This is a genomic window from Treponema primitia ZAS-2 (assembly GCF_000214375.1).
In the GTDB taxonomy this organism is placed as follows: Bacteria; Spirochaetota; Spirochaetia; order Treponematales; family Breznakiellaceae; genus Termitinema; species Termitinema primitia.
In genome coordinates this window covers 2,694,533-2,720,662 of sequence record NC_015578.1, presented here as the reverse complement: position 1 = coordinate 2,720,662, position 26,130 = coordinate 2,694,533, and the positions used below count along the sequence as shown (strand labels likewise).

Genomic DNA, 26,130 nt, shown 5'->3' with positions numbered 1-26,130 from the left:
CGGTAAAAGTTTATCTTGAATATTTGGAATCTTTATGCTATTTTATAATTACCATACTATTGAGAGAGGTTTTTATGGCGTACAAGATCAGTGAAGAGTGTATCAATTGCGGATCCTGCGAAAGTGAGTGCCCTTCGGAAGCTATTTCCGAAAAGGACAATTTCCGCTGGATCGACCCCGCCAAATGCGCGGACTGCGGCACCTGTGTTGATGCCTGTCCTTCCGATGCAATCTCCGAGGCTTAATCGGCAGGAAACTGCAAAAAAGGCAAGGGGTAACCCTTGCCTTTTTTTAGGTCTAAACCCGGACAGGCCCGGGAACCTGGGCGAAAAATGAAAAAAAGGGTCCTCCGGATGGTATTCGGGATTTTTTTTGCCCTTTCCCTGTCTGCCCAAGAAAGTCTGCCCAACCTTCCGGTGATTTCCCGGTTGGATCCGGGGGATATGGTGTTCCGGCAGTATATCGCCGATGTGGAGGCTGCCCGGCGGCGTATCTTTAACCGGGACCGTACCGGGGACACGGCGGAACTCCTGGCGGGGGATTTGACTATATATGCCTACCAACTCGGGGCGGGTGAGGATGTGTTTACCCTGGCAGCGCGGTGCAACATTCCCTATGCGGCCCTGGCCACCCTGAACCGGCTGGCTCATAAGGATGGGTTTGCCGGGGCGCCCCAGTTGATCCTCCCCTCCATGCCGGGTGTTTTTATCCCCGAAAACCCCGAATCAGACCTGGAACTCCTGATCTTTACCGGCAGGGCAAGCCTGGATGGGGTTCCGGTTACCATAAACCGAGCCGGAAAGAGGGAACGTTTTCTTTTTATCCCGGGGGATGATTTTTCCCCTACCGAGCGGGCCTTCTTCCTCAACACGGGTTTCCGCTATCCCCTGCGGAATTATCGTCTGACCAGCCCCTTCGGCCCCAGAGTAAACCCGGTGACCGGAAACTTCGCCGTCCACCAGGGTCTGGATCTGGCCGCCCCTGAGGGAACCGAGGTATTCGCCGTCCGGGAGGGGACCGTGGTCGAGCTTGGCACCGATCCGGTATACGGCAACTACATCATCATCCGGCATGGGGAAAACTGGGCCAGCCTCTACGGCCACCTGTCTAAATTCGAAACGGCCTTGCGAAACAATGTCAGATCCGGTAGTCTTATAGGACGAGTTGGATCAACCGGTCAGTCAACAGGACCTCACCTGCACTTTGAATTGCGGCAGAATGGGAGAGCTCAGGATCCCGGGAGACTTTTATTTACAAAATGAAAAGGGCGGTCAAACTGCCCGGCAGTCCCTATTGGGTGTTTTTTTTCCTGGTTTTGCTTACCCTTCCCCTGGAAGCGGAACCCCTGCGGGTGATGAATGCCGGCAATATTTTGGTATCTCTGAACAACCCTGGGGGAGCAAGCATAACCCTTTCCTATATAGACTCAACGGTGATAGTCCTGGATCAGGAAACCCGTTTTTTCAAGGGCATTGAGCTGGAATTTACCGCCCCCCAAAGCTACCTTCCTCACCGGGGCAGCCTGGCCCTGGTCATTTACGCGGACCTTGACCACCTTCCCGAGCCGGGAGTAGCGGATTTGGAAGCCCTGCAGCTTAGCATCGAGCCCATCCCCAATAAAATTCAGACCATCTATCAGATACCTATTCGTTCCGGGCATGGCCTGCGGCCCACCCCCTATGTATCGATTCCGACAAGGCTAATACCCCCTTCCTCTTTCCCGATCCTCTTCAGGATCATGCCGGTTATAAAGGGCTTAAGCGAAGAGGTGGAAACCATGAATTTCCAGCTCATTGTGCGGCCCATACTCTCCGACGAGGGGGCGGTCCGCATCTCCACCCACTACCCGGAACAACCTGTCGGCAGACCCTTTACGGTGCTCATCGACGATGAGGTGGTGGAACGGCCCCAGGAAGCGCGGCTTTTGAAGGAGGGGGAACACCATCTGATGATCCTCTCCAATGATTACCGGAATGAAAGCCGCCGTTTCCTCATTGAACGGGGCAAGATCCTGGATCTGGACATCACCCTCCAGGACACTACCCCCTTGGTTATCTTCGAGGCCCCGGAAAACGCCCTTGTCTTCTTTGACAACGAGGTCGTGGAAAACAGCCGTCTACCCCTGGCAACGGAACCGGGTCTCCACGAGGTCCGGTTCCAAATGAGTGACTACTCCCTGGTAAAGCCCCTGACCGTCCAAAGGGGAAAAACCTACCGGGTTGTCCTGGCAGTGGATGTGAATGTTTCGGAAAGTGATTGAGGGTTTTGTATATCAGCTATACTCTGTTTAAGGTGATTATACTGGGTAGTGACCGGGGTGGGCGGGCAAGGCCTCCCGGCCCTAACCTGTAGAGCCTGCTTACGGAGCCCGCAACATTCTTTTACGCGGTCTCCTCCAGCAGAGAAGGGGGCTTGATGCCTTATCCCAAGTAGCGGCCTTTATTGAGCCCCACGCCATGCGGCCTTTGTTATTTAACAACCTGGCGGTTGCATTTCCAGGCGTCCAGAGACGGGCCGGGGGGCCTTGCCCGCCCACCCCTGCCTTTATCCCATATAGTTACCTTAAAATAGCTGATATACACAACGGTGGGGGATACTTTTTTTCCAGGGAGAATAGACGCCGTCGTTGGTTAAACTAAGAGCTGTTTCCCGGTTTTTTGTAGCAAGCTGTTAAGTCTTGGGAGAAAGGACCGATATTAAAGATGTCGGACCTATAGTTCCCCTCCCAAATCACTATATTTCCGACATGCCTCAAGGGCAGGGGTCGGCGGTTTCCGCCGGCCCTTTTACTTTAGTAGAGGGTGTTACCTTCATTGGGGCCTACGCCATGTTACTTGGATACGAGGGACACGCTCAATATTTCGCGTGCTTGTTTTGGGCGGGCCCTTTTACTTTATTAGAGGGTGTTACCTTCATTGGGGCCTCGGCCTGTTGCTTTTGCTCGGGGGCAGAACTTTGTTGGGCCTCTCGCCGTGTCGCCTGTTTCCATAGGCGTGCTGGCGCACGCCTTTACTGAGGCGTACCGTGTAGCCGGGGTACGAGGGACACGCTCAATGTATCGCGTGCTTGTTTTGGGCGGACCCTTTTTTTATACCTAGTGTTACCGGGAGTGTCATGGACGAACAGAAATCCGGCGGAAGAGAATTGCTGCTGATCAAAGGGTCCCCCAGAAAAAAGGGCGTTACTGCTGCCCTTGCGGATATGCTCCTCCGGGAAGCGGCGCTTTTGGATAAAAACATACAGAGTACAATTATTGATTCCTATGCTCTGGGCTTAAAGCCCTGTACCCACTGCGGGTATTGTCAAAAAAAATCGGGCTGTGTGCAAAGCGACTTTCTTCCTGTGGACGCAGCCCTGCAAAGGGCGGATTTGTTGGTTATCGCAAGCCCCGTGTATGTGCTGGGGTTTCCTGCGCCCTTGAAAGCCCTTTTGGACAGGAGCCAACAGTATTTTGAAGCGCGGGCTTCTTTGGGGATCATTCCAATCAAAAAACCTAAAAGCGCTCTTTTCTTAAGCGCCTATGGGTCCGCTGATGCCCGGGGCGTTCACTATATGGAGGAGCAGCTTAAACTTGTTTTTAAGGTTTTTAACGCTGAGCTTAAAGGGACCATAGCAGCCCATAACACGGATAGTGGAGATGTTGATTTTAACAGCCTGGGGGAAGAGATAAAAAAAGCCCTGGCCCTGCTTTTGGACCAATCAATCTGCGGCATTGACAAAACGCCCCCGCTTCCATAGGCTTAACACTGATGAAAGGTTCTGTTTTAATCCGTATATTTGCAGCTATCACCGTTCTTGTGGCGGTGATTATTGGCGTTGGGCTTGGCCTGTCCCTGGCGGAAACAAATAATATCAAAAACCAGGAAAATTTTATCGAGTTCGCTCCGGCCTTGCCCACAAAAATCGTGGATATTAACGGTACCCTGATCACCGAATTTTCTGCGGATGAAAAGCGGGAAATGGTCTCCTTGAACGAACTGCCTCGGCACCTGATTTACGCGGTCCTGGCCCGGGAAGACCCGGACTTTTACAACCATAAGGGCTTCAGTATCCGGGGTATTTCCCGGGCAGCCCTGGGGAAGCTCATCGGCAAGTCCCTGGGCGGGGGCTCCACCATTACTCAGCAGGTGGCAGGGACCCTCTATACGGACCGTACCGAATATTCCTATTCCCGGAAAATCCGGGAACTTTGGTGGTCCTTCCAGATGGAACGGCGTTACACGAAAAACGAAATCCTGGAAATCTACCTGAATTATATGTATATGGGCCCTGGAACCTACGGAGTGGAAGCGGCAAGCAAATACTTTTTCGGCCATTCCGCCCGGGAGATCACCCTGGCTGAGGCGGCGATCCTGGCGGTCCAGCTGTCCAGCCCTTCCCGGTACAACCCCCTGGATAACCCCAATATCGCCCGGGACCGGCAGCGCTCAGTGCTGGACCGGATGATCGAGTTCGGCTATACCACCCCGGCGGAAGCAGAGGCCTCTTTTGCCGCATATTGGGATAATTACGACTATACCCGGGCTTCGACCTCGGCCTACTACAATCGGGAGGACGCCGCCCCCTGGTTCAGCGAGTATGTGCGCCGGGAATTGGATTCCATGATGTACGGGACCATGGACTACTACCGGGACGGCTTTACGGTGCTCACCACCCTGGATCTGAACCACCAGCAGGCGGCGGCGAAATTTATGGAACAGGGGCTGGATAAGGCCAATAAGGAATATACCCGGTCCAGCGGGAACCGGCTTACCGAAGCGGAGCGTACCTATGTGCCGGTGATCGATATGCTTTCCCTGTTTTTCGATCTGTCGGACATCCACGCCTCTTCTGAAGCCCAGGGCAAGCAGAAGGCTTTTTCCCGGTATACCAAGACCATCAACCCCGTGGTGGATATGGCCTCCCTGATCTTCGGCATCCAGGACCTCAAGGTCATAACCGGCAGCGCTTTTGCGGATCTCAAGACTAGCACCGAAAAGAACGTGGTCGAGGGGGCCCTGGTCTCCATTGAAAATGAAACCGGATATATCACTGCCCTGATCGGGGGGTCCAAGTACGATGAGTCCAATCAGCTCATCCGGGCAACCCAGGGCAATATCCAGCCGGGCAGTTCCTTTAAGCCCCTGTACTATTCGGCAGCTATTGATTCCCGGATTTTTACCCCCACCTCAATGATCTACGATCTGCCCATCGTGTTCCATAACGAGGATGGAACCCCCTATATACCCCTGAATTTCCGGGGCGAATGGAAGGGCACGGTGCTGCTCTACGATGCCCTGGCAAACTCCATGAACGTTCCTTCCCTTAAAGTACTGGATGCTATAGGCTTTGATGCCGCCATTGACCGGGCCGCAACCCTCCTGGGGATCACGGATCCTGCGACCATACGGCGGACCTTCCCCCGGGTCTATCCCCTGGGGCTGGGCATTATCTCTGCTGCGCCTTTGCAAATGGCCCGGGCCTTTGCGGTCTTCGCCAACCAGGGGCGGGATGTGAGCCCCATCGCCATACGGGCCGTGGAGGACCGGAATGGCCGGGTGGTGCTGGATACAGAGCGGGAAGTGCGGCTCCGGCAGCGGCGCCTGGGCAGCGACATACAGGTTATCAGCCCCCAGAACGCCTATGTGATGACCAGTATGCTGAAAAAAACCGTGGAAATGGGCACCCTCTACAACCCCTCTGAATGGGGGGCAAAGTTTACCTTCCGGGACGAACAGGGCAATCGTTTCCGTATGCCCATGGCGGGGAAAACCGGCACCCCTCAGAACTGGTCCGACGCCTGGACCGTGGGCTATTCCCCTTATTACACCACCGCCATCTGGTTCGGCTTTGACAAGCCCGGCAATTCCCTGGGGGTCAATCTTACGGGTTCCACCCTGGCCGGCCCGGTCTGGGCTGATTTTATGCGGGAAATCCACCAGGGCCTGCCCTTTAAGGACTTTGTTAAACCCTCCACGGGCATTGTGGATGTAACGGTCTGTACCAAATCGGGGCTGCTGAAAACGCCGAATTGCCCCGCCGATGTCACCATGCCCTTCCTGGAAGGCACCCAGCCCACCCGGTACTGCGATATGCATAACGGCGCCGGGAATAATTCTTCCCCCCTTTACCAGGAAATGCGCTTTGACACCATGCTCATAGACAGCAATAGTCTGTTAGGGGAAATAAAGATGCCCGAACTGCGGATGGACCTTTTGCCCCCGGAACTCCAGCGTCCGGCAGCGCCGAATCGGAACGCCCCCCGCCCGGGAACCCGTACTTCCGGCAATACTTCTCAGGGTACCGCAAATTCCACCACCACCCGGACAGCGCGGGGAACTTCGTCGCAAGAAGCACCAAGCCCAGGGCGCTCCACCGGAACTTCACCAGCAGCTTCCCAGACTCCGTCCAGAAACACCCGGGGTAACCCGGTAATTCCCGACGATGAATTTGCCCTGGAACTTCCGTCTTATAACCCCCTGCTTGATTAAGAGACAAAACAGGGCTTAATATTGAATTCTCTGTAAAAATGGTATATTAATAACATAGGGAGTCCCAAAAACTTTTTTAGAGATAAGGCGCAAAGTGCAGATACCATTGGATGATATTATTGTAAAAAAGCGGATCCGCAAGGATCTGGGGGATATTGCCGCCCTGGCGGAAAGCATGAAACGCTTCGGTCAGATGAGCCCCATCGTCTTAAACAATAAGAACGTACTCATTGCCGGGGGCCGGCGGCTTGAGGCAGCCCGGTATCTGGGCTGGCGTACCATCAATGCCGTGGTGATGGACATCAACGATAAGCTTTCAAAGCTGGAGTACGAGGTTGAGGAAAACCTTCAGCGCCGGGATTTTACCCCCGATGAAATTGCCCTGGCCAGCGAGCGGATCAACAGACTCCGCAACCCCAAGTTTTTCCGCCGCATCTGGAATGCGGTGGTAAAGTTTTTCAAGCGCCTGTTTAAGATTGAAGATTGAAAAAGGGCAAGAGGTGAAAAAACTATTTGACCGTCTTAGTATAGTCATCGGTAATGTTTTTTCCAGGCTTGGCTTGGGAATGCGGGCAAAGCTGATCCTTCTCTTTGTCGTTATCAAGGTAATTCCCCTGGTTCTGCTCACCATTATGGCATGGGGGCAGTCGGTAAATTTAGGGAAGGAACTGAACCGGCGCACCCAGGAATTAACCGTCCAGGCCAATGAGGCGCTGATAAAAACCGGGGATATGGCGGTGAGCGATTCGGTGACCGCTCTGAACAATCTGGCTACAGAAGATATAGAACGGACCAGTACCGATATGGCCCGCCGGGTGGCGGACTTTCTCTATGAGCGGGACCGGGATATTCTCTACGTTGCCGCCCTGGAACCCGGCCAGGGCGCCTACCGCCGCTTCGTTGAAAACAAACTGGGGACCCTGATCAAAAGCGGGGAATGGGAACTGGCCGCAGATGGCAGGTCCTGGGTACCCCGGGGAACTGCGTTGCAAGTAGTGGAATCGGAAACAAATCCGGTGGGTTCCTCAAACCGGGAAAATGACTACAGTTTCCGCTACCGGCCGCCGGACAATTTTGCTTACGAAAACCGCCCCCTGTACCTGGAAATGACCTATGTGGATCTCCAGGGCAATGAGCTTATCAAAGTCACCGGTTCCCCCCGGATGGATAGGGCCCTGAAAAATGTGGCGGATCGCCGGAACACCTATGTAAAGGCGGAAACTTATTTTGGGGAACTGAAAAACCTTAAGCCCGGGGAAATCTACGTTTCCGATGTGATAGGCGCCTATGTCCCCTCTCATCTGATCGGCATGTATACCCCGGAAAACACCGCCGCCCGGGGCCTGGAATACCGGCCCGAAGAAGAGGCCTACGCGGGGAAAGAAAACCCCTGGGGCAAACGCTTCCAGGGGCTCATACGCTGGGCTACCCCGGTGGTACAGAACGGCCGCATTACCGGGTATGTAACCCTGGCCCTGGACCACGATCACATCATGGAATTTACGGACCACACCACCCCCATGAGCGAGCGGTACATGGAACTGCCCAGCGCCTTTGAGGGGAACTACGCCTTTATCTGGGACTACAAATGCCGCAGCATCGCCCACCCCCGGCACCACTCCATCGTAGGCTTCAACCCGGAAACCGGGGAGGCGGAGGTGCCCTGGCTTGAGGAAAGTATCTACCAGTCTTGGCAGGCCAGCGGCAAACCCTATACGGAATTTATCAAGGGCCAGGCTACCTTTGTCGAACAGTCCCGGCTCAAGAAGCCCTCAGCGGAACTAACCGCAGCGGGACTGGTGGGGCTGGACGGCCGTTACCTGAACAACGCTCCCCAATGTACAGGCTGGTTCGACCTGACCAGTGAAGGCGGTTCCGGTTCCTTCCTGATACTTTGGAGCGGTCTCTGGAAACTCACCACTGCTGCCACCATCCCCTATTATACAGGCCACTACGGCGAATCCAAACGGGGATTCGGTTTCGTAGCCATAGGCGCAGGGTTTGAGGATTTTCAGCACCCCGCCCTGGAAACCAAAGAAGTGCTGGACGGGCTTATCGGTGATGCTGACCGGAACCTGACCAACGCCGCATTTGAGACCAGCAGTGCCATCAAGGCGAACCTTCTGGAGACCACCATAAAACTCGTGGTCTCCGCGGGGCTCATGATCATCCTGGTAGTATTTATCGCCATCTGGATAGCCTCGGCCTTTACCGGCAGTATTACTAATATTATAAGCGGCATATCCCACTTCCGTTCCGGTGAACGGCAGTTCCGTTTTAACGCCCCGGTTAAGGATGAAATCGGTACCCTGATGGATTCCTTTGACGAAATGGCAGATAGCCTGGTGGCAGTTGAAAAGGATGCCCTGGTTATTACCCGCATGGACGGCGCCATCATCTATGCGAACCATGAGGCCCTGGTGGCGATAAAAAAAGAATTCTCTGAGATCCAGGGGAAACCCTATGGGGAGATCAGCATCTATCCTGAGGACTCAAACTTTGATCCCCTCACCGCCCTCCACGAAGGCCGGGAAGCAGATGTACTGTACCTCTCTGATACCAAGCGTTATGTCCGGGGCAGTGCAGCGTATCTGACCGACAAGGAAGGAAAAAATATCGGTTATATTGTCACCACCACGGATCTTACGGAGATTGTGGAGGAACAGAAAAAAATCGAGGAACAGAAAACCCTGCTGGACACGATCTTCTCCGCATCCCCGGATCTTATTTGGTACAAGGATATTGCAGGGCGCTACCTCACGGTAAATCCCCGGTTTGCTTCGGCTGCGGGCAGGGAGGCCGACGAAATAGTGGGGTCCCTTGCGGAGGATGTCTTCTCGCCTGAAAACACAAACCTCTCCATGCAGCGGGACCTGGGGGTTATCGAATCACGCAAGCCCCTGTATTCCGAAGAACGGCTGGTCTTTGCGGACGGCCATGAGGAAGTGCTCGACATGGTGCGTACTCCCATCTTTGACAGTGATAATAACCCTGTGGGTGTCCTGGGTTTTGCCCGGGATGTTTCTGTCCGGGTGAACATGGAAAATGAACTGCGCAAAACCCAAATAGATCTGGAAAAAGCCGTGACCGACGCGAACAACGCTAACCGTCATAAGGGGGATTTCCTGGCCCGGATGAGCCACGAGATCCGCACCCCCATGAACGCCATCATCGGCATGACAGGGATTGTAAAGAAGAAACTTGCCTCAGGCGATGCAGACATGGAAGACATGCAGGCTAATCTACGGCAGATAGAGACTTCCTCCCAGCACCTCCTGGGGCTTCTCAATGACATCCTGGATATTTCAAAAATAGAGGCCGGTAAAATAGAGCTCTCCGACGAAACCGTGGACATGAAAAAACTTGCCCGCACCGTGGAAACCATCATCAAGCCCCGGTGTGATGAAAAAAATATTATCTTTGATATGAACCTGGAAATTTCCCCGCCCGGATCCTTCAAACTGGATCCCCTGCGCTTACGCCAGGTGCTGATCAACCTCCTGGGCAATGCGGTTAAATTCACCCCCGAATGCGGCAGGATAGAGTTCAGTATTACTGAGCAGGAGAAGCGGGATGGAAAAACCTTGGTAGGTTTTTTGGTGCGGGATAACGGGATAGGCATTCCCAAAGGCGCCCAGGAATTTCTCTTTAAGCCCTTTGAGCAAGCCTCGGCCCAGACCGCAAAAACCTACGGCGGCACCGGCCTGGGGCTGGCGATCAGTAAAAACATTGTCCAGCTTTTCGGCGGGGACATCGCCCTGGAAAGCGAGGAGGGCAAGGGCAGCGCCTTCAGTTTCAGCCTTTGGTTTAGTGATGAAGCCGCCGAACAGGTAGAGGAACTAAGCCCGCAAAATACCGAGAACCGTCTGGCGGGTAAGAAGGCCCTCCTGGTGGATGATGTGGAAATCAACCGTCTCATCGCAGTAAATCTGTTGGAATTTACCGGCATTGAATTTGACGAAGCTGAGGACGGCATTATGGCGGTAAAAAAATTCAATGAATCTGCGGAGCATTTCTACGACATCATCTACATGGATGTGCAGATGCCCAACATGGACGGCTACGAAGCTACCACCGCCATCCGCGCCCTGGACCGTGCTGATGCCAAAACCGTCCCCATTGTGGCACTGACCGCCAATGCCTTCAAGGACGACATCGACCGTGCCATAGCCAGCGGCATGAACGCCCACCTGGCAAAGCCCCTGGAACTGGACAAGTTTACCGAAGTGAGTTTTAAGCTGCTGGGGATTAGAGGCTAAGGTTTTCAGGATTTTCATCATTATCATCACCTTCCTTACTATGCCTATTGTGCATATTGCACAATAGGCATAGGGGAATTTTGTGCACTTTTAACATTGCGCCATAGTAAAAACAGGGTTTATACTGAATAACCGTTTTACGGAGGAGGCGAAAAGATGAAGGTAACAAGGGTTATACGGGCTGGTATTGTCCAGGTATTATGTTTGATGTTTTTGATACTTCCCGCATTTGCGGTCATGGCCGGTGGTTCTGCCGAAGGGCCCAGATGGGACCCTGAGTATGTACTTGTGGATGGCAGCAAAGACGCGACGCTTATCGACATAGAGGTAAGCTCCTTCAAGGGCGGCAGGCTGGAGCCCTACCGGATCCCCCTGGACGGCCTGTCTCAGCTTCCGGGCGGGGAATTTGACAGAACCAAAACGGATTATACGGTCACGGTTGACTACAGCTCCAGGACCAGCACGGTTATGTATGTAAAGCCCGTTGCCTATTCGCCGAACAGTACCTTTGTCATAGACGGCGCCCCAAGCGAGTTCAATGTTCCCTTCAGGAAAAACATTGTAGAAGGGAAAAATACCCTATCCATTGAAGTGACGGCGCCGGACGGGGCGGTCAGGAAAAGGTATACCCTCACCATTGACGCCAAAAACCTCTGGTCCGGGTACAAATCGGACCAGATTGCCACAGGGTTATGGCATATCGGGGATGCCAGCGGATTTGTCACCAACGACAGCATGTACCTTTTTGTGGGCAAGGATAAGGCCATGTTGTTCGATGCCGGTATGGGTGAAGGGGATCTTCGCGCCGAAGTAAATCGGATAATCGCCCTGGAAGGCCGGAGCGCGGACCTGCCCATTGAGGTGGTAATTACCCACGGTCATGGAGACCACTTCGGGCGTGCCCCCCTGTTTGCCGATAGTACGGTGTATTGGCCCCTGAAGGATGCCCATGCGATCCCGGCCACCTACACCCAGGATGCCCTGAGTAAATTTGTATTCACCAGGGATGGGGATTTTATCAACGGCCCGGATGGCCGTATCTTTGAGTGTGTTTCTGTGATCAGCCATACTGCGGGTTCCATGGTATACTTGGATACAAGCGGCAAGTATCTGATTACAGGCGATGCGATTAGCTCGTGCAGTTATGTTTGGGACATGCTGCCCAATACGCCGACCGTGGTCACTTACAATAAAGAATTAAAAAAACTGGAAGAAAAGGTAAAACCCTTCACCGACATCTATATGCTGCCGGGACATGCGTGGCAGGAAAGCGTATTCCCGCTTCGGGGATACCCGGTGAACCAGCTTATCACGGATATGAGGATCGCCACCGACACGGTGCTTGAAAAACCAAGCGCCGGGTATTTCACCACCCGCAGTACGGGAAACGAAACCCTCAGCGTGCTTCGTCAGTTTCAGTACGGTCTGGCAGGATATTGGTATGACCATCTGAATGTCTATCCGGATGCGGCGGCTCTTGAGTTCCTCGGCGGCTTTGCGGAATCCCTCCGCCGTGATGTCATCCGGCCATCCTTCAATGCCTACGTGACCCAGTATACCGCAACAATCGACGCATCGGTGGACAGTATTGAGTTTACCCCGGTTGTGCAGTACCCCGGCAGTACCGTAAAAATCAACGGCCTCAGCGTGGCAAACGGCGGGTCGCTGAAAGTGTCGCCTCCCCTGAACGCGGTGACGAATTATTCTGTGGAGGTAACAAACCGGGATGCGGTCAAGGTATACCAGATCGCGGTGAAAAGAGGTGAGGGGGGAACGCTCCCTGAAGCAACGCCATGGCCGGCCAACAGGAAAGACAACCTCACAAACCCCTCGCTCATTGACATCAAGGTGAGTTCCTTCAAGGGCGGCCGTCTGGAACCGTACAACATCGGGCTTGATGATTTCAAGGACAGGGATTTTGATCCCCAACAGACCCAGTACCGGGTAACCGTTGACTGGGGTTCCCGAACCAGTACCACCATGTACATCCAGCCGGTGACCTATTCGGAACGGAGTACCTATAAAATAGACGGTGTGCCCTGCGACTTTAACCAGCCTTATCCTGTGCGGATCAAGGAGGGGGAGAACAAATATTCAATAGAAGTACAATCGGGAAACGGGCAGTCGGTTATGATTTATACTCTTATCATTGATGCCAAGCCCCTTTGGGCCGGCTACAACTCAGTGAAGATCGATGACGGCATTTGGCGTGTCCAGGACGCAAGCGGCTTTACCACCAATGACGACATCTATCTCTTTGTCGGTTCCGACAAGGCATTGATGTTTGACACCGGCATGGGCGAAGGGGATCTTCGCGCGGAGATCAAGCGCTTAATCAAGCTGGAAGGGGGCAGTGATACGCTTCCAATCGAGATCGCCATCACCCATGCCCACGGCGATCATTACGGAAAAGTCGAACAGTTCCGGGATGCCAAAGTGTACTGGCCGAAAAAAGATTGGTCCGCCATTCCGGTTACCTATACTACCAGCCGGTATGCCGCCATCTCCGACGGGGACCTGATCGCCGGTCCGACTATCCATGGGAAGGCCTTCAACTTCCGGTGTATTGAGGTTTCCTGTCACACCATCGGCGCCATGACCTATCTTGACGCGGCCAACCGCTACCTGGCGGTGGGTGATGCCGTCGGGTCCGGGAGCTATGTATTCAACTTTGGTAACGGGAAGGAACCGGTTGAAGTGTTCTACAGGGATCTGGTCAAGCTGGAAAACGCTATAAAGGACATCGATAGCCTGTATGTCCTGAGCGGCCATTCCTGGCAGGAGCAGCCTGTGCCGCTCCAGGGGCTGGCCGGAAAGCAGATGATCTCCGATATGCGCTTTGCGGCTGAAAGTGTTCTCTCCGGCGCCATGCGGGGCAAGCTTACCACCAGGGCTATGGGCAGTAATGTTGAAGAACTCAGGCAGCTTAAAATGCGGGCGGCAGGGTTCTGGTACAACGGCTGGGCGGCCATCGAAGAAAATCCAGCCCTTGAAAATCTGGAAATTTATTCAAATACCCAGAATCGCAGCCTGGTGAGAGGTAATTTTGCCCCCTACAACACAAGTTATACCGCCAGGCTCGCGGATAATGAAAATACCCTCAAATTGACCATGCGGCTGTACAACCTGCACGGGATTCCCGACAGTATTAGTGTCAATGGCACAGTTGCTGGATCAGGTAACCGGGCTATACTGCCGTCCATCAATCATCCATCCACAGAAATTGTCCGGGAGATTGATGTAACAGGTTTGAGTGCGATCGCCATTACTGTCAAGAAGGGGGCCGGGGAACGCACCTATACTGTTAATTTAACACGCCCTGCGCTTTCGGGGCAGCTTACGACCCAAGGAGGACTGGTGACAGGGGTGATGGCGGATAACGATACGGTCACCACCTTTAAGGGCATTCCCTTCGCCGCCCCGCCGGTTGGGGTGAACCGGTGGAAAGCGCCGCAGCCCCCCGCCAGATGGTCCGGCGTACGGGCCTGCGATACATACGCCCCCATGGCCTGGCAGATACTTAGCGTGGACGACAGTTGGGGCGGGGAATTCTATTACGATTATATCAACACCGGGGATGCCCCGCTTATGAGCGAAGATTGCCTGTACCTCAATGTTACCACCGCCTCGACGGATACTTCGGTCAGAACTGACAAGCGGCCTGTGTACGTGTTCTTCCACGGCGGCGCTTCCTATCACGGGTTCAGCTATGAAGCTGAAATGAACCCCGCCGCACTGGCCGCCAAAGGTATAATTGTTGTAACAGCAGCCTACCGGGTGGGATTTTTCGGATACTATGCGAATGACCAGCTGGACGCCGAAACTTCCTACCATGCCTCGGGCAACTACGGTCTGCTGGACCAGATTGCGGCGCTTAAATGGGTAAAGGAAAATATCGCGGCCTTTGGGGGGGACCCTGATCAGGTCACCATAGGTGGGCAGTCCGCAGGCGCTCAGGCATCGCGGAACCTGATAACATCCCCCCTTGCAAAAGGGCTTTTCAAACGGGCTATCATGGAAAGCAGCATCAGTGCTTTCGCCACGTTAGTTACCCTGGATGATGTGAAGACCCGATCCGCTAATTACCTCAAGCTGAAAGGGCTGGAAGGTAAATCCCTTGCGGAACTCCGGGCGATTCCCCCTGAATTCTTTATCAACAGCACAACCACAAAGGACGAATATTACCAGGGTTTGGCGCAATGTATTGACGGATATGCTCTGGTACAGCAGCCAAAAGACTTTTTCCTGCAACCCGGCGTACTGGATGGAATTGATCTGCTGTACGGTTCAAACGACGGGGAAAGCAGCGCCTGGGGTTATGGAACACCGCGGCCTATTGATACAATCAGAACTTCTCTCCAGCGGACCTATGGGGATCTCTATGGCAAGTACAATTTTGAATCCCTATACCCCCTGACGGACATCAATACTGCTAATGATTCAAACGATTATGCCAGCGCTGAACTGACCTTTATGAGGAGCCGTATTGCCGCGGAGCTGTTTGCCATCAACGGGAAGAATACCTATGTGTACTACTTTGACCACTGGCCGAGCAACAGCAGCCGCCCAGGACGGGATCCCGCGCGGGACAAGTCCTGGCATTCCAGCGAACTCTGGTATGTGTTCAATTCCATGAGGAACATCCCGCAGCAGAGAGCATGGACCCCCGCGGACAGGCAGATGGCCGAAACCCTATCCTCCTACTGGGCAAACTTCATTAAAACCGGTAATCCAAACGGAGCCGGGCTGCCCAACTGGCCTAGTTTCAGCGCAAGCTCCAAAACCTTTATGGAGCTGGGTAAGGGGCTGGAGTATAAGGTGGAGGCAAAGACTTCCCTGTATACCGGAACCCTGGCAAACCGGGACGCACTCCTGCGGGAAAAGGTCATCACTGAATATGGTCTTGAAGGGATTCTCGGAGGCAGGTAGGCTGACCTGAAAAGGGCTGTCGGAAATAACCCGGCAGCCCTTTTCTTCTTCAGTCGCAGTGTTTATTTACCGCTCCGACTTCTTCTCGAAATGTGAAAACAGCATGGTGAATGAAGCCCTTCCTTGGCTCACCGAGCGGAGGGCGGTCATGAAGCCGAACATCTTCGCCATGGGGGCCAGGGCCTTCACCTCGTCCCCTGAAAGCTTGGAATCCATGCTTAACACCTGGCCTCCCCGCTGGGTAACCAGGCTCATCACTTCCCCCACAAATTCTTTCGGGGACACCAAATCCACCGCCATGATAGGCTCTAGCAGTATGGGGTTCCCTTCCAGGCAAGCCTCGTAGACCCCGTGGTTGGCGCAGGCCTCAAAGGCGAATTCTGAGGCGGTGAGCTCCGAGTATTCCATTTCCTGCAGGGTAACCCCCACATCGGTGCAGGGATAGCCCAGGACCAGCCCCGACGAAAAAGCCCCGTTAACCCCCCGGTCCACTGCGTCAAAGATACTGTCCGGGGCATCCCGTTTTTTTGCAGCATTGGTGTAGCGGTTGCCGGAGCCTGATGGCAGGGGCTCTACCTTAAAGCGCAGTATTGCTGCGTTTTCTTTGCCCGCTATCAGTTTGGAGAACCTCTCTTCCCGTTCCACAGTTTTTGTGATGGACTCCCGGTAGGTAACCTGGGGGTTCCCGATATGGGCGACGAGTTTGTATTCCTTGGTGATTCGGGTGACCAGCACGTCCAGGTGAAGTTCCCCCATGCCGGAAATGATGAGCTGCCCGGTCTCCGGGTTGTCCCGGGTGGTAAAGGTGGGGTCCTCCCGGGAAAGCAGGGCCAGGATTTCCCGCAGCTTGTCCAGCTCCGACATGGTTCGGGGCTCAATGGAAACCGAGATGACCGGTTCAGGAAACTGCATCTTCTCCAGCACCACCGGCCAGCCCTCGCTGCCCACGGTATCCCCGGTCTGGGCCAGCTTCATCCCGATGATCACCCCGATGTCCCCGGCGCTCAATTCGTCTATGGGCTCCGACTTGTTGGAGTGCATCCTGAGGATCCGGTTTGCCCGTTCCCGCTTCTTTTTGCCCACATTGAACACCGCGGCCCCAGGCTTGAGGGACCCGGAGTACATGCGCACATAACAGAGGCCCCCGGCCTCCTTATCGTTCTGTATCTTAAAAACCAGCCCCAGGGGCAGCCCTGCGGGATCGCAGGGGACCTGGATATCCTCTTCCTTTTTCAGGTGGTGCCCCAAAGCAGGCTTCACCTCGTCCGGCGCGGGCAGGTAATCCACCACCGCGTCGATCAGCGGCTGGACCCCCATATTGCGCCGGGAAGCCCCGGCAAGTATGGGGAGCAGGGTTCGGTCCAATGTCGCCCGGCGCAGTTCCCCCCGGATAAGCTCCGCGGGAATCTCCTCCCCGGCAAGGTACTTTTCCGTGATAGGGTCCGAAACCGCAGACAGGGCATCGATGAGCTTTTCCCGCCATTCCGCCGCCAGGGCCTGCCGCTCCGCCGCGATAGGGGAGGGGACCAGGGTTTCCCCCTCGGTGCCGGCGTCCCAGCGGATTTCCCGCATCTCCAGGAGGTCGATAACCCCCTCAAAGCTGCTTTCCGTGCCAATGGGGATTTGGACCGCCACGGTTTTGGCCCCCAGCTTGGCCGCTACATCCTCCAGGACCCGGAAAAAATCCGCCCCCACCCGGTCCATCTTGTTCACATAGCCGATGCAGGGCACCTTGTAATGCTCCGCCTGTCGCCACACCGTCTCGGTCTGGGGCTCCACCCCCCGGACCGCGTCAAAAATCGCCACCGCCCCGTCCAGCACCCGCAGGGACCGCTCCACCTCGGCGGTAAAGTCCACGTGCCCCGGGGTATCGATGATATTTATCTGAAACTGGGTCCCGTTCCGCTGCCAGTAGGTGGTAGTGGCGGCGCTCTGGATGGTGATACCCCGCTCCTGCTCCTGTTCCATCCAGTCCATGATAGCTTCGCCATCGTCCACCTCGCCAATTTTATGGCTTTTGCCGGTGTAGTAGAGGATCCGTTCGGTGGTAGTGGTCTTTCCGGCGTCGATATGGGCCATGATGCCGATATTGCGCATAAATTTAAGCATAGGGGGACTCCTGTACCGATTGTACCCGAAAGAAGGTCGCCGGGGCAATTCCCGTGCTTGGCGCCATATCTTCCGCAAGCCTTCGCCTTGGAGTTTTGGCGCTGCCGAAACTCCAAGCAAGTTCCCTACGGGAACTTGCCCTACATAGCCTTCAGGCCGCGGATATCTTCTATTATTAGTTCGCTGCTGGACAGGAGGGAGGCGGATTCTTCCTTAACCTTGCGGATCAGGCTATTGATTTCGTTCAGGGACTGGATAACCTGGTTCCCCCCGTTGCTCTGCACCTCCATGGCGTTGTTGATGTGCAGCTCCTCGTTCTTCACGGTGTTGATGAGGCTTACCATGGTGTCAAATTGCTGTTCCGCATGGCCGGAGGATTCTTTGGAATTGTCGATGAGTATCTTGATGTTTTTCAGGCTGCCGGCGATTTCTGCGGCCTGTTTGTTGGAAATGTCCGCGAGTTTGCGGATTTCCGAGGCGACTACTGCAAAGCCTCTGCCTACCGCTTCCCCGGCGTGGGCCGCCTCAATGGCGGCGTTCATCCCCAGGATGCTGGTCTGCTCCGCTATGTCACCAATGACGCTGCAGGCTTCGATGAGGGTGTCGGACTGGGCGGAGACGTCCGCTATCAGTTCGGCGATGTGGTGCAGCCGGTTCTTCCCCTCCGTGGAGGACTCGTTGAGCTGAAGAACGGTCTGGGCGTTCTGTTCCAGGGTTTCGTGGATGGACCGGGTGTTCTCCACCATCTGCTCGATGGCGGTGGAGGAGGAAAGCACGTGGTTCGCGGTTTCGCCGATGTTTTCCGACAAGGCGCTGATGCCTCCCAGGTTTTTGTTCATTTCCTCCAGGGTGTGATCGTAGACCGTGTTGAGCTGTTTTTTGACCGCTTCTTCGTTCTGCAGGCTTTTTTCAATCTCCACATAGTGCCGGCAGTTTTCCATCTTATTCAACCCGTTGATGATGGCCACCGCCATCTGCTCGCAGTTCCGGTACCCGCAGGCGCCGCAGTTGAGGATGTCGCTGTCGCCGGTTTTGTGCATCCTGGTAAAGACTGCCTGGATTTGCTGGGGGGCGGGGTCGATGACCATCTGTTTGAAGATTGCTGACCGGTCGGTGTAGGACCGGCTGTACAGGCCCTCCTCCCAGTATTTGTCCAGTAGCTTTTCCAGTTTGTTCCGGGCAAAGAGTTTCTGAAAGATGTTTTTGGGCTGGTATTTTTTCCGGGTCTCCATCTGGCGCTGTTCTATGAGGTATTCCACGTCGTCCAGGTGCTTCCCCCGGTTCCCCGTGCCGGGCCCGCCGTTGCAGCCCATGGCGCAGTTCAGGCAGTCGATGAGCTTGAACACCGGGCCGTTGGACTTTCTGATGGCCTCCGAAAGGTAGGCCATGTAATGGTAGACCTCCGGGGACCCTTCGATCTTCCGGGTTTTGCTGTTGATGTCCTTGTCATAGCGCTGGACCGTCCGCATGAGCCCCCCGGGGGATGAAAACAGCACCGCCCGTTCCGCCGGAGGATTATCGTAATCCTCCGCCTTGTAATGGGTGATGGTATCCCTAGTGCGGTCCAGCCAATCTTGGAGGGAGTTGAAGGTGACGTTGTAGTCCCCGATGCCGCAGGCGTCAAATTCCCGCCGCTTGGAATAGCAGGGGCTTATGGCGGCGATCTTACAGTCCGCGTATTGAGGATAATATTTCTTGATAGCCTTCATCATGTGCATCATGGGGCTGTCCGCCGGAGCCAGGTAGGGGATGAGCTCGGGGCGGTACATTTCAATGAAGGAAACCAGGGTAGGGCAGGGCTGGGAAATAACCGTGAGGGGGTTTTTCTTTTTCATATAGTCCAGATAGGACTTGACCGTGAGTTCCGCCCCAAAACTGACGTCAAAAACCGCCTTGACCCCCAGGGATTTCAGGAGCCCGTTCAGTTCCAGGTACTTGCCCTCAAAACTGGCCGCCGCCGCCGGGGCCACGATGGCGACGATTTTGACGCCCTTTTTCAGATCCGCCATAAATGCATCAAAGTCATCGATCCCTATCCGCGCCCCATGGGAACAGACGGTGATACATTCCCCGCAGCCTATGCAGAGGTCGCTGTGGTGGTCTACAATGGCTCCGGACCCGTTGTTGCACATCTTGACCGGGCACACCATGATACAACGGTGGCAGTTGATACATTTGTCTTCCAGAACTTTGATAATAGGCCGCATAGTGACGTTTTCCATAAATCCCCGCAAATTTATAAGAATAGGCCTTAAAACTAGAAGATAGTACAAAAAAATGCAACCAAGCAAAAATAGCTTTCCCGCTGGGCCCTAATTGTAGTATCCTTAAAGTAAAGACCATTATATGGAGGAACCGATGACTTTTGGCGATAGAATGAAGGAGCTGTTTGAGCAGGGCGCCCATGCGTCCAAGGATTTTGCCCTGAAAGCCGGGGAAGTGGCCCAGGATCTGGGTGGCAAGGGATTGCAGGCTTCCAAGGAATTTGCCTCCAAGGCGGGGGCCAAGGCCCAGGAAATGGGGGAGATCGGGGTCCTCAAGTTTGAAATCAAACAATACGAGTGGCAGGCCCAGAAGCTCATCGGGCGGCTTGGGACCGAAGCCTATAAGCGCCTTTCCGAAGAGGACGCCGAAACCCTTTCCCGGGAAGACACGGCGATCAAGGCCATACTGGCCGAAATAGCCTCGGTCAAGGCGGCCATTGAGAAGCGGGAGAATGAGATTCAGAACCGGAAGGGCTGAGGAATATTTTCAAAAAAACACGAAAAAAATCAAAAAAGGGCTTGCACTTATTTTAAAAGGGTGGTATTGTGTTCCTCGCCCCTTAAAAAAGGGTTGTTCTTTGTAAGATAGCATATCTGGGTGATTTTTAGAGTTTTTTACCGCAGATTGTTCACCGGTTATTCGGTGAGTTTTGAGAGATGCTTAAAAAAACAACATAACGTGGATTTTCACAAAATTAATATTTTGTGCGTAATAAATCGGCCTGAGGGTCTTGACGAAAAGCGGGCAAGTGTAGTACTGTCTGCTTCACCGCCATAAAAGACCGCCGTTTTTGCGGCATCAGAGCGGTGTAAGGGTGTGAAACTGCCGGAAGGCGTTTTTGGCCCATGTTCTTTGGCAATATAGGGAAGGGGAGAAGACGGTAGGCGGAAGCCTGCCGTTGGGAAGAACGGGGCAGGACGGAAGTCTTGCCCAGCCAGCAGAAGCATCGCGGGGAACCGCGGTGCAGAAGTGAGCGTATAAGAGAGGGACCGACAATGTCCGGAAGGGCGTTGTCAGCCATGGTAAACGGGAGCCCGTGTGCCATGGTTCAAAGTGATATTTCTTGCGGCCTTCGGGTCGTTGGAAAATATATCATGGAGAGTTTGATCCTGGCTCAGAACGAACGCTGGCGGCGCGTCTTAAGCATGCAAGTCGAGCGGCAAGGGGGAGCAATCCCCCCTAGAGCGGCGGACTGGTGAGTAACGCGTGGGTGACCTACCTAGAGGTTGGGGATAGCCATTAGAAATAGTGGGTAATACCGGATATGGTTGCGGGGTTATGACTCTGCAAAGAAAGGGGCTTCGGCCCCGCCTCAAGATGGGCCCGCGTCCCATTAGCTAGTTGGTGAGGTAAAAGCCTACCAAGGCGATGATGGGTAGCCGGCCTGAGAGGGTGAACGGCCACACTGGGACTGAGATACGGCCCAGACTCCTACGGGAGGCAGCAGCTAAGAATATTCCGCAATGGACGAAAGTCTGACGGAGCGACGCCGCGTGGATGACGAAGGCCGAAAGGTTGTAAAATCCTTTTGTCACTGAAGAATAAGCGGGGGAGGGAATGCCCTCGTGATGACGTTAGGTGACGAATAAGCCCCGGCTAATTACGTGCCAGCAGCCGCGGTAACACGTAAGGGGCAAGCGTTGTTCGGAATTATTGGGCGTAAAGGGCGCGTAGGCGGTTATGTAAGCCTGGCGTGAAATCCATCGGCTTAACCGGTGGACTGCGTTGGGAACTGTATAACTAGAGTCATGGAGGGGTAGTTGGAATTCCGCGTGTAGGGGTGAAATCTGTAGATATGCGGAAGAACACCGGTGGCGAAGGCGAACTACTAGCCAATGACTGACGCTGAGGCGCGAAAGTGCGGGGAGCAAACAGGATTAGATACCCTGGTAGTCCGCACTATAAACGATGTGCACTAGGTGTTGGGCCAAGCGGCTCAGTGCCGAAGCGAACGTGATAAGTGCACCGCCTGGGGAGTATGCCCGCAAGGGTGAAACTCAAAGGAATTGACGGGGGCCCGCACAAGCGGTGGAGCATGTGGTTTAATTCGATGATACGCGAGGAACCTTACCTGGGTTTGACATGGTAGTGAATGATGCAGAGATGTATCAGCGTAGCAATACGCGCTATCACAGGTGCTGCATGGCTGTCGTCAGCTCGTGCCGTGAGGTGTTGGGTTAAGTCCCGCAACGAGCGCAACCCCTACTGCCAGTTACTAACAGGTAACGCTGAGGACTCTGGCGGAACTGCCGGTGACAAACCGGAGGAAGGTGGGGATGACGTCAAGTCATCATGGCCCTTATGTCCAGGGCTACACACGTGCTACAATGGGCGGTACAAAGCGACGCGAAACCGCGAGGTCAAAGCGAAGCGCAAAAAGCCGCCCGTAGTTCGGATTGAAGTCTGAAACCCGACTTCATGAAGTTGGAATCGCTAGTAATCGCGCATCAGCATGGCGCGGTGAATACGTTCCCGGGCCTTGTACACACCGCCCGTCACACCATCCGAGTTGGAGGTACCCGAAGCCGGTAGCGTAACCGCAAGGAGCGCGCTGTCGAAGGTACGTTTAGTGAGGAGGGTGAAGTCGTAACAAGGTAGCCGTACTGGAAAGTGCGGCTGGATCACCTCCTTTCACACTGAAAGGGCGCGGGGTTCTGAGAATCCCGCACAGTCGGAGTGCGAGCGCTCCGGCGGGGCAGACGGCCTAACCGCCGCTTGTCCCAAATCGGGCCGTATGGCCCACAATCCCTCTTCGTTCTTCCTCCTCCCTTTCCCTTTTTTTTGAATGTAACGTTCCTATATCGAACGAAACATATATGGATACAGATAAGGGGATATAGCTCAGCTGGCTAGAGCGGCGGCTTTGCAAGCCGTAGGTCAGGGGTTCAATTCCCCTTATCTCCAAAAGATAAGGGATAAGAAGTTATCTTTATCTGAAAAGTCGTTGTAAAACGGCAGGTTCTTTGAAAGAGGCCTTAGGGTCTCAACATAGGGAAGGGGTATGGATTAAAAATCCTGAGGGATTTTTAATTAATGAGTTTGGGCGGAGCCCAAACTCAAAGGAACATATGCGGAAGCATATGTTCCCGGGAACAATAATATGGTCAAGCGAAATTAGGGTTTACGGTGAATGCCTTGGAGTCACGAGGCGAAGAAGGCCGTGGTAAGCTGCGAAAAGCCTGGGGGAGGAGCACACATCCATTGAGCCCAGGACTGCCGAATGGGGTAACCCAGCAGGAGCGATCCTGTTATCCGAGCGCTGAATCAATAGGCGCCGGAAGCGATACTAGGGGAACTGAACCATCTAAGTACCCTGGGAATAGAAATCAATATGAGATTCCGAAAGTAGCGGCGAGCGAAATCGGAAGAGCCTAAACCCGTCATTAGACGGGGGTTGTAGGGCCGTCGACGCGTTCAAACGCGGCGGAGTTGACAAGTTTCAGTATAGCGGAACGGTTTTGGGAAAGCCGGACAGAGAGGGTGAAATCCCCGTACGCGACATACTGAAGCCTCCGTGAGACGGTACCTGAGTACGGCGAGGCACGAGAAACCTTGCCGGAATCCGGGTCGACCACGATCCAAGGCTAAATACTACGTGACTACCGATAGAGCAGAAGTACCGTGAGGGAAAGGTGAAAAGAACCCCGGTGAGGGGAGTGAAAGAGAACCTGAAACCGTAAACCCACAACAGGTCAGAGCCTCAGCAATGGGGTGATGGCGTGCCTTTTGTAGAATGAGCCTGCGAGTTACGATATATAGCGAGGTTAAGGCGATGGAACGCCGGAGCCGGAGGGAAACCGAGTCTGAATAGGGCGAGTGAGTTGTATGTCGTAGACCCGAAGCCAAGTGATCTAGTTACGGGCAGGTTGAAAGTCAGGTAAAACTGAGTGGAGGACCGAACCCTAGTCTGTTAAAAAAGGCAGGGATGACCCGTGACTCGGAGCGAAAGACTAAACAAACTTGGAAATAGCTGGCTCTCCCCGAAATGCCTTGAGGGACAGCCTCATCCAAAAATACTGAAGGTAGAGCACTGGATGGACTAGGGGGCTTCACCGCCTACCAAACCCAATCAAACTCCGAATGTCAGTATTCAACGGATGGGAGTGAGACTGCGGGCGACAAGGTTCGTAGTCGAGAGGGAAACAGCCCAGACCGTTAGCTAAGGTCCCTAAATACCGCTAAGTGTAAAATGATGTGTGATGGCGAAGACAGCCAGGAGGTTGGCTTAGAAGCAGCCATTCCTTAAAAGAGTGCGTAATAGCTCACTGGTCGAGTCATGATGCGCAGATAATGTACCGGGGCTAAGCGGTATACCGAAGCTACGGGTTCAGTAAGCAATTATTGGACGGTAGGGGAGCATTCCACGGACCGATGAAGGTACACTGGGAAGTGTGCTGGAGGGGGTGGAAGAGAGAATGCAGGTATAAGTATACGAAAAGAGGGGTGAGATCCCCCTCCGCCGAAAGCCTAAGGATTCCTGGGTAAAGGTCATCTGCCCAGGGTAAGTCGGCCCCTAAGACGAGGACGAAAGTCGTAGCCGATGGGAAACTGGTTCAGATTCCAGTACCTTCCTTAGTTTTGAAGGGATGACGCATGAGGTGAAACCCGGCCGGGCGACGGTTGTCCCGGTCGAAGTGGTAAGTTATTAGGGTGGTAGGCAAATCCGCCATCTTAGATGAGCCATGACAGCGAGTGAACCTACGGGGGAGCGAAGCGGGTGTAATCAGGGTGCCAAGAAATAATCCCTAAAGCTAGGCTGAGGAAGACCGTACCGTAAACCGACACAGGTAGGCGGGATGAGAAATCTAAGGCGCTCGAGAGAACTCGCGTTAAGGAACTCGGCAAAATGCATACGTAACTTCGGGAGAAGTATGGCCATTGACAGTTTAGCAATAAGTTGTTGGTGGTGACACAAAGCAGTCCCAGGCGACTGTTTACCAAAAACACAGGCCTCTGCGAATCAGCAATGAGACGTATAGGGGCTGACACCTGCCCGGTGCCGGAAGGTTAAGGGGAGCGGTTAGACGCAAGTCGAAGCTGTGAACTGAAGCCCCGGTAAACGGCGGCCGTAACTATAACGGTCCTAAGGTAGCGAAATTCCTTGTCGGGTAAGTTCCGACCCGCACGAAAGGTGTAACGATCTGGGAGCTGTCTCAACGCGAGACTCGGTGAAATTTATGTACCGGTAAAGAAGCCGGTTACCCGTGGTTAGACGGAAAGACCCCGTGAACCTTCACTGTAACTTATCATGGGGACTTGGTGCGGCATGTGTAGGATAGGTGGGAGACTATGAAGCATGGGCGTTAGCTTGTGTGGAGTCACCGGTGAAATACCACCCTTGTCGGATTAGGTTTCTAACCTTTCCCATGAATCTGGGGAAGGGACAATGATAGGCGGGCAGTTTGACTGGGGCGGTCGCCTCCCAAAGAGTAACGGAGGTGCGCGAAGGTCTCCTCGCCTTGGTTGGAAATCAAGGTATGAGTGTAAAGGCACAAGGAGGCTTGACTGCGAGACTGACAGGTCGAGCAGGTACGAAAGTAGGTCTTAGTGATCTGGCGGTAGCGAGTGGAAGCGCCGTCACTTAACGGATAAAAGGTACTCCGGGGATAACAGGCTGATCTTCCCCAAGAGTTCACATCGACGGGAAGGTTTGGCACCTCGATGTCGGCTCATCGCATCCTGGGGCTGAAGCAGGTCCCAAGGGTTTGGCTGTTCGCCAATTAAAGCGGTACGTGAGCTGGGTTCAGAACGTCGCGAGACAGTTCGGTCCCTATCTGCCATGGGCGTTGGAAAGTTGAGAGGAGCTGTTTTTAGTACGAGAGGACCGAAATGGACGAACCTCTGGTGTATCTGTTGTCCTGCCAAGGGCACGTGCAGAGTAGCTACGTTCGGAAGGGATAACCGCTGAAGGCATCTAAGTGGGAAGCCCACCTCAAGATTAACTTTCCCTGGGGGTTTAACCCCCCTGAAGGTACCAGGAAGACTACCTGGTTGATAGGGTGGCGGTCTACGCACGGTAACGTGTTCAGCCGACCACTACTAATCTACCGTGAGGCTTGACCATATTATTGTTCCTGAGGAAAACGCTTACAGCGTTT

Annotated in this window: 11 protein-coding genes, 1 tRNA gene and 2 rRNA genes; 12 read left to right on the top strand and 2 right to left on the bottom strand. The window is 54.2% G+C overall.

From position 1 onward, the window contains the following. Window positions 1-74 precede the first annotated feature (74 nt). From TREPR_RS18220 to TREPR_RS17920, 8 genes are all read left to right on the top strand, one after another. Complete coding sequence (locus TREPR_RS18220) at window positions 75-245, top strand: 4Fe-4S binding protein (protein WP_015708537.1); 171 nt, start codon at window positions 75-77, stop codon at window positions 243-245. 87 nt (window positions 246-332) lie between these two features. After that, window positions 333-1,262 (top strand): M23 family metallopeptidase, encoded by a 930-nt coding sequence (locus TREPR_RS11735; protein WP_041611660.1) that lies wholly within the window; start codon window positions 333-335, stop codon window positions 1,260-1,262. Next, window positions 1,259-2,260 (top strand): hypothetical protein, encoded by a 1,002-nt coding sequence (locus TREPR_RS11730; RefSeq protein ID WP_015708535.1) that lies wholly within the window; start codon window positions 1,259-1,261, stop codon window positions 2,258-2,260. The genes TREPR_RS11735 and TREPR_RS11730 overlap by 4 nt, the downstream gene beginning before the upstream one ends. Before the next feature lie 854 nt (window positions 2,261-3,114). Further along, window positions 3,115-3,738 carry a flavodoxin family protein gene (locus TREPR_RS11725; protein WP_015708534.1) on the top strand — a complete coding sequence of 208 codons (624 nt, stop codon included), beginning with the start codon at window positions 3,115-3,117 and terminating at the stop codon, window positions 3,736-3,738. Between the two features lie 11 nt (window positions 3,739-3,749). Beyond that, window positions 3,750-6,470: a PBP1A family penicillin-binding protein gene (locus TREPR_RS11720; RefSeq protein WP_015708533.1), complete on the top strand. Its 2,721-nt coding sequence runs from the start codon at window positions 3,750-3,752 to the stop codon at window positions 6,468-6,470. A gap of 94 nt (window positions 6,471-6,564) precedes the next feature. After that, a complete protein-coding gene (locus TREPR_RS11715) occupies window positions 6,565-6,957 on the top strand; it encodes a ParB N-terminal domain-containing protein (protein ID WP_015708532.1) in 393 nt (130 codons plus the stop codon). Between the two features lie 13 nt (window positions 6,958-6,970). Further along, window positions 6,971-10,729 carry an ATP-binding protein gene (locus TREPR_RS11710; protein ID WP_015708531.1) on the top strand — a complete coding sequence of 1,253 codons (3,759 nt, stop codon included), beginning with the start codon at window positions 6,971-6,973 and terminating at the stop codon, window positions 10,727-10,729. 156 nt (window positions 10,730-10,885) lie between these two features. Beyond that, complete coding sequence (locus tag TREPR_RS17920) at window positions 10,886-15,658, top strand: carboxylesterase family protein (protein WP_015708529.1); 4,773 nt, start codon at window positions 10,886-10,888, stop codon at window positions 15,656-15,658. A 66-nt stretch (window positions 15,659-15,724) separates the two neighbouring features. Here TREPR_RS17920 and fusA read toward each other — a convergent pair whose 3' ends face one another. Further along, window positions 15,725-17,767: an elongation factor G gene (fusA, locus tag TREPR_RS11700; RefSeq protein ID WP_015708528.1), complete on the bottom strand. Its 2,043-nt coding sequence runs from the start codon at window positions 17,765-17,767 to the stop codon at window positions 15,725-15,727. A gap of 140 nt (window positions 17,768-17,907) precedes the next feature. Beyond that, on the bottom strand, window positions 17,908-19,989 hold the full coding sequence (locus TREPR_RS11695; RefSeq protein WP_041611166.1) for a [Fe-Fe] hydrogenase large subunit C-terminal domain-containing protein: 2,082 nt from the start codon (window positions 19,987-19,989) through the stop codon (window positions 17,908-17,910). A gap of 136 nt (window positions 19,990-20,125) precedes the next feature. Here TREPR_RS11695 and TREPR_RS11690 point away from each other — a divergent pair, with 136 nt between their 5' ends. The 4 genes from TREPR_RS11690 to TREPR_RS11675 all read left to right on the top strand — a co-directional run bounded on the left by TREPR_RS11690 (window position 20,126) and on the right by TREPR_RS11675 (window position 26,096). After that, window positions 20,126-20,509 carry a hypothetical protein gene (locus TREPR_RS11690; protein ID WP_015708525.1) on the top strand — a complete coding sequence of 128 codons (384 nt, stop codon included), beginning with the start codon at window positions 20,126-20,128 and terminating at the stop codon, window positions 20,507-20,509. Window positions 20,510-21,123: 614 nt separating this feature from the next. After that, window positions 21,124-22,664 (top strand): 16S ribosomal RNA (locus TREPR_RS11685). A 198-nt stretch (window positions 22,665-22,862) separates the two neighbouring features. Beyond that, window positions 22,863-22,936, top strand: a tRNA-Ala gene (locus TREPR_RS11680). Between the two features lie 198 nt (window positions 22,937-23,134). Next, window positions 23,135-26,096: ribosomal RNA gene (locus tag TREPR_RS11675) — 23S ribosomal RNA — on the top strand. The 16S and 23S rRNA genes sit together here with 1 tRNA gene alongside, the layout of an rRNA operon. Window positions 26,097-26,130 lie beyond the last annotated feature (34 nt).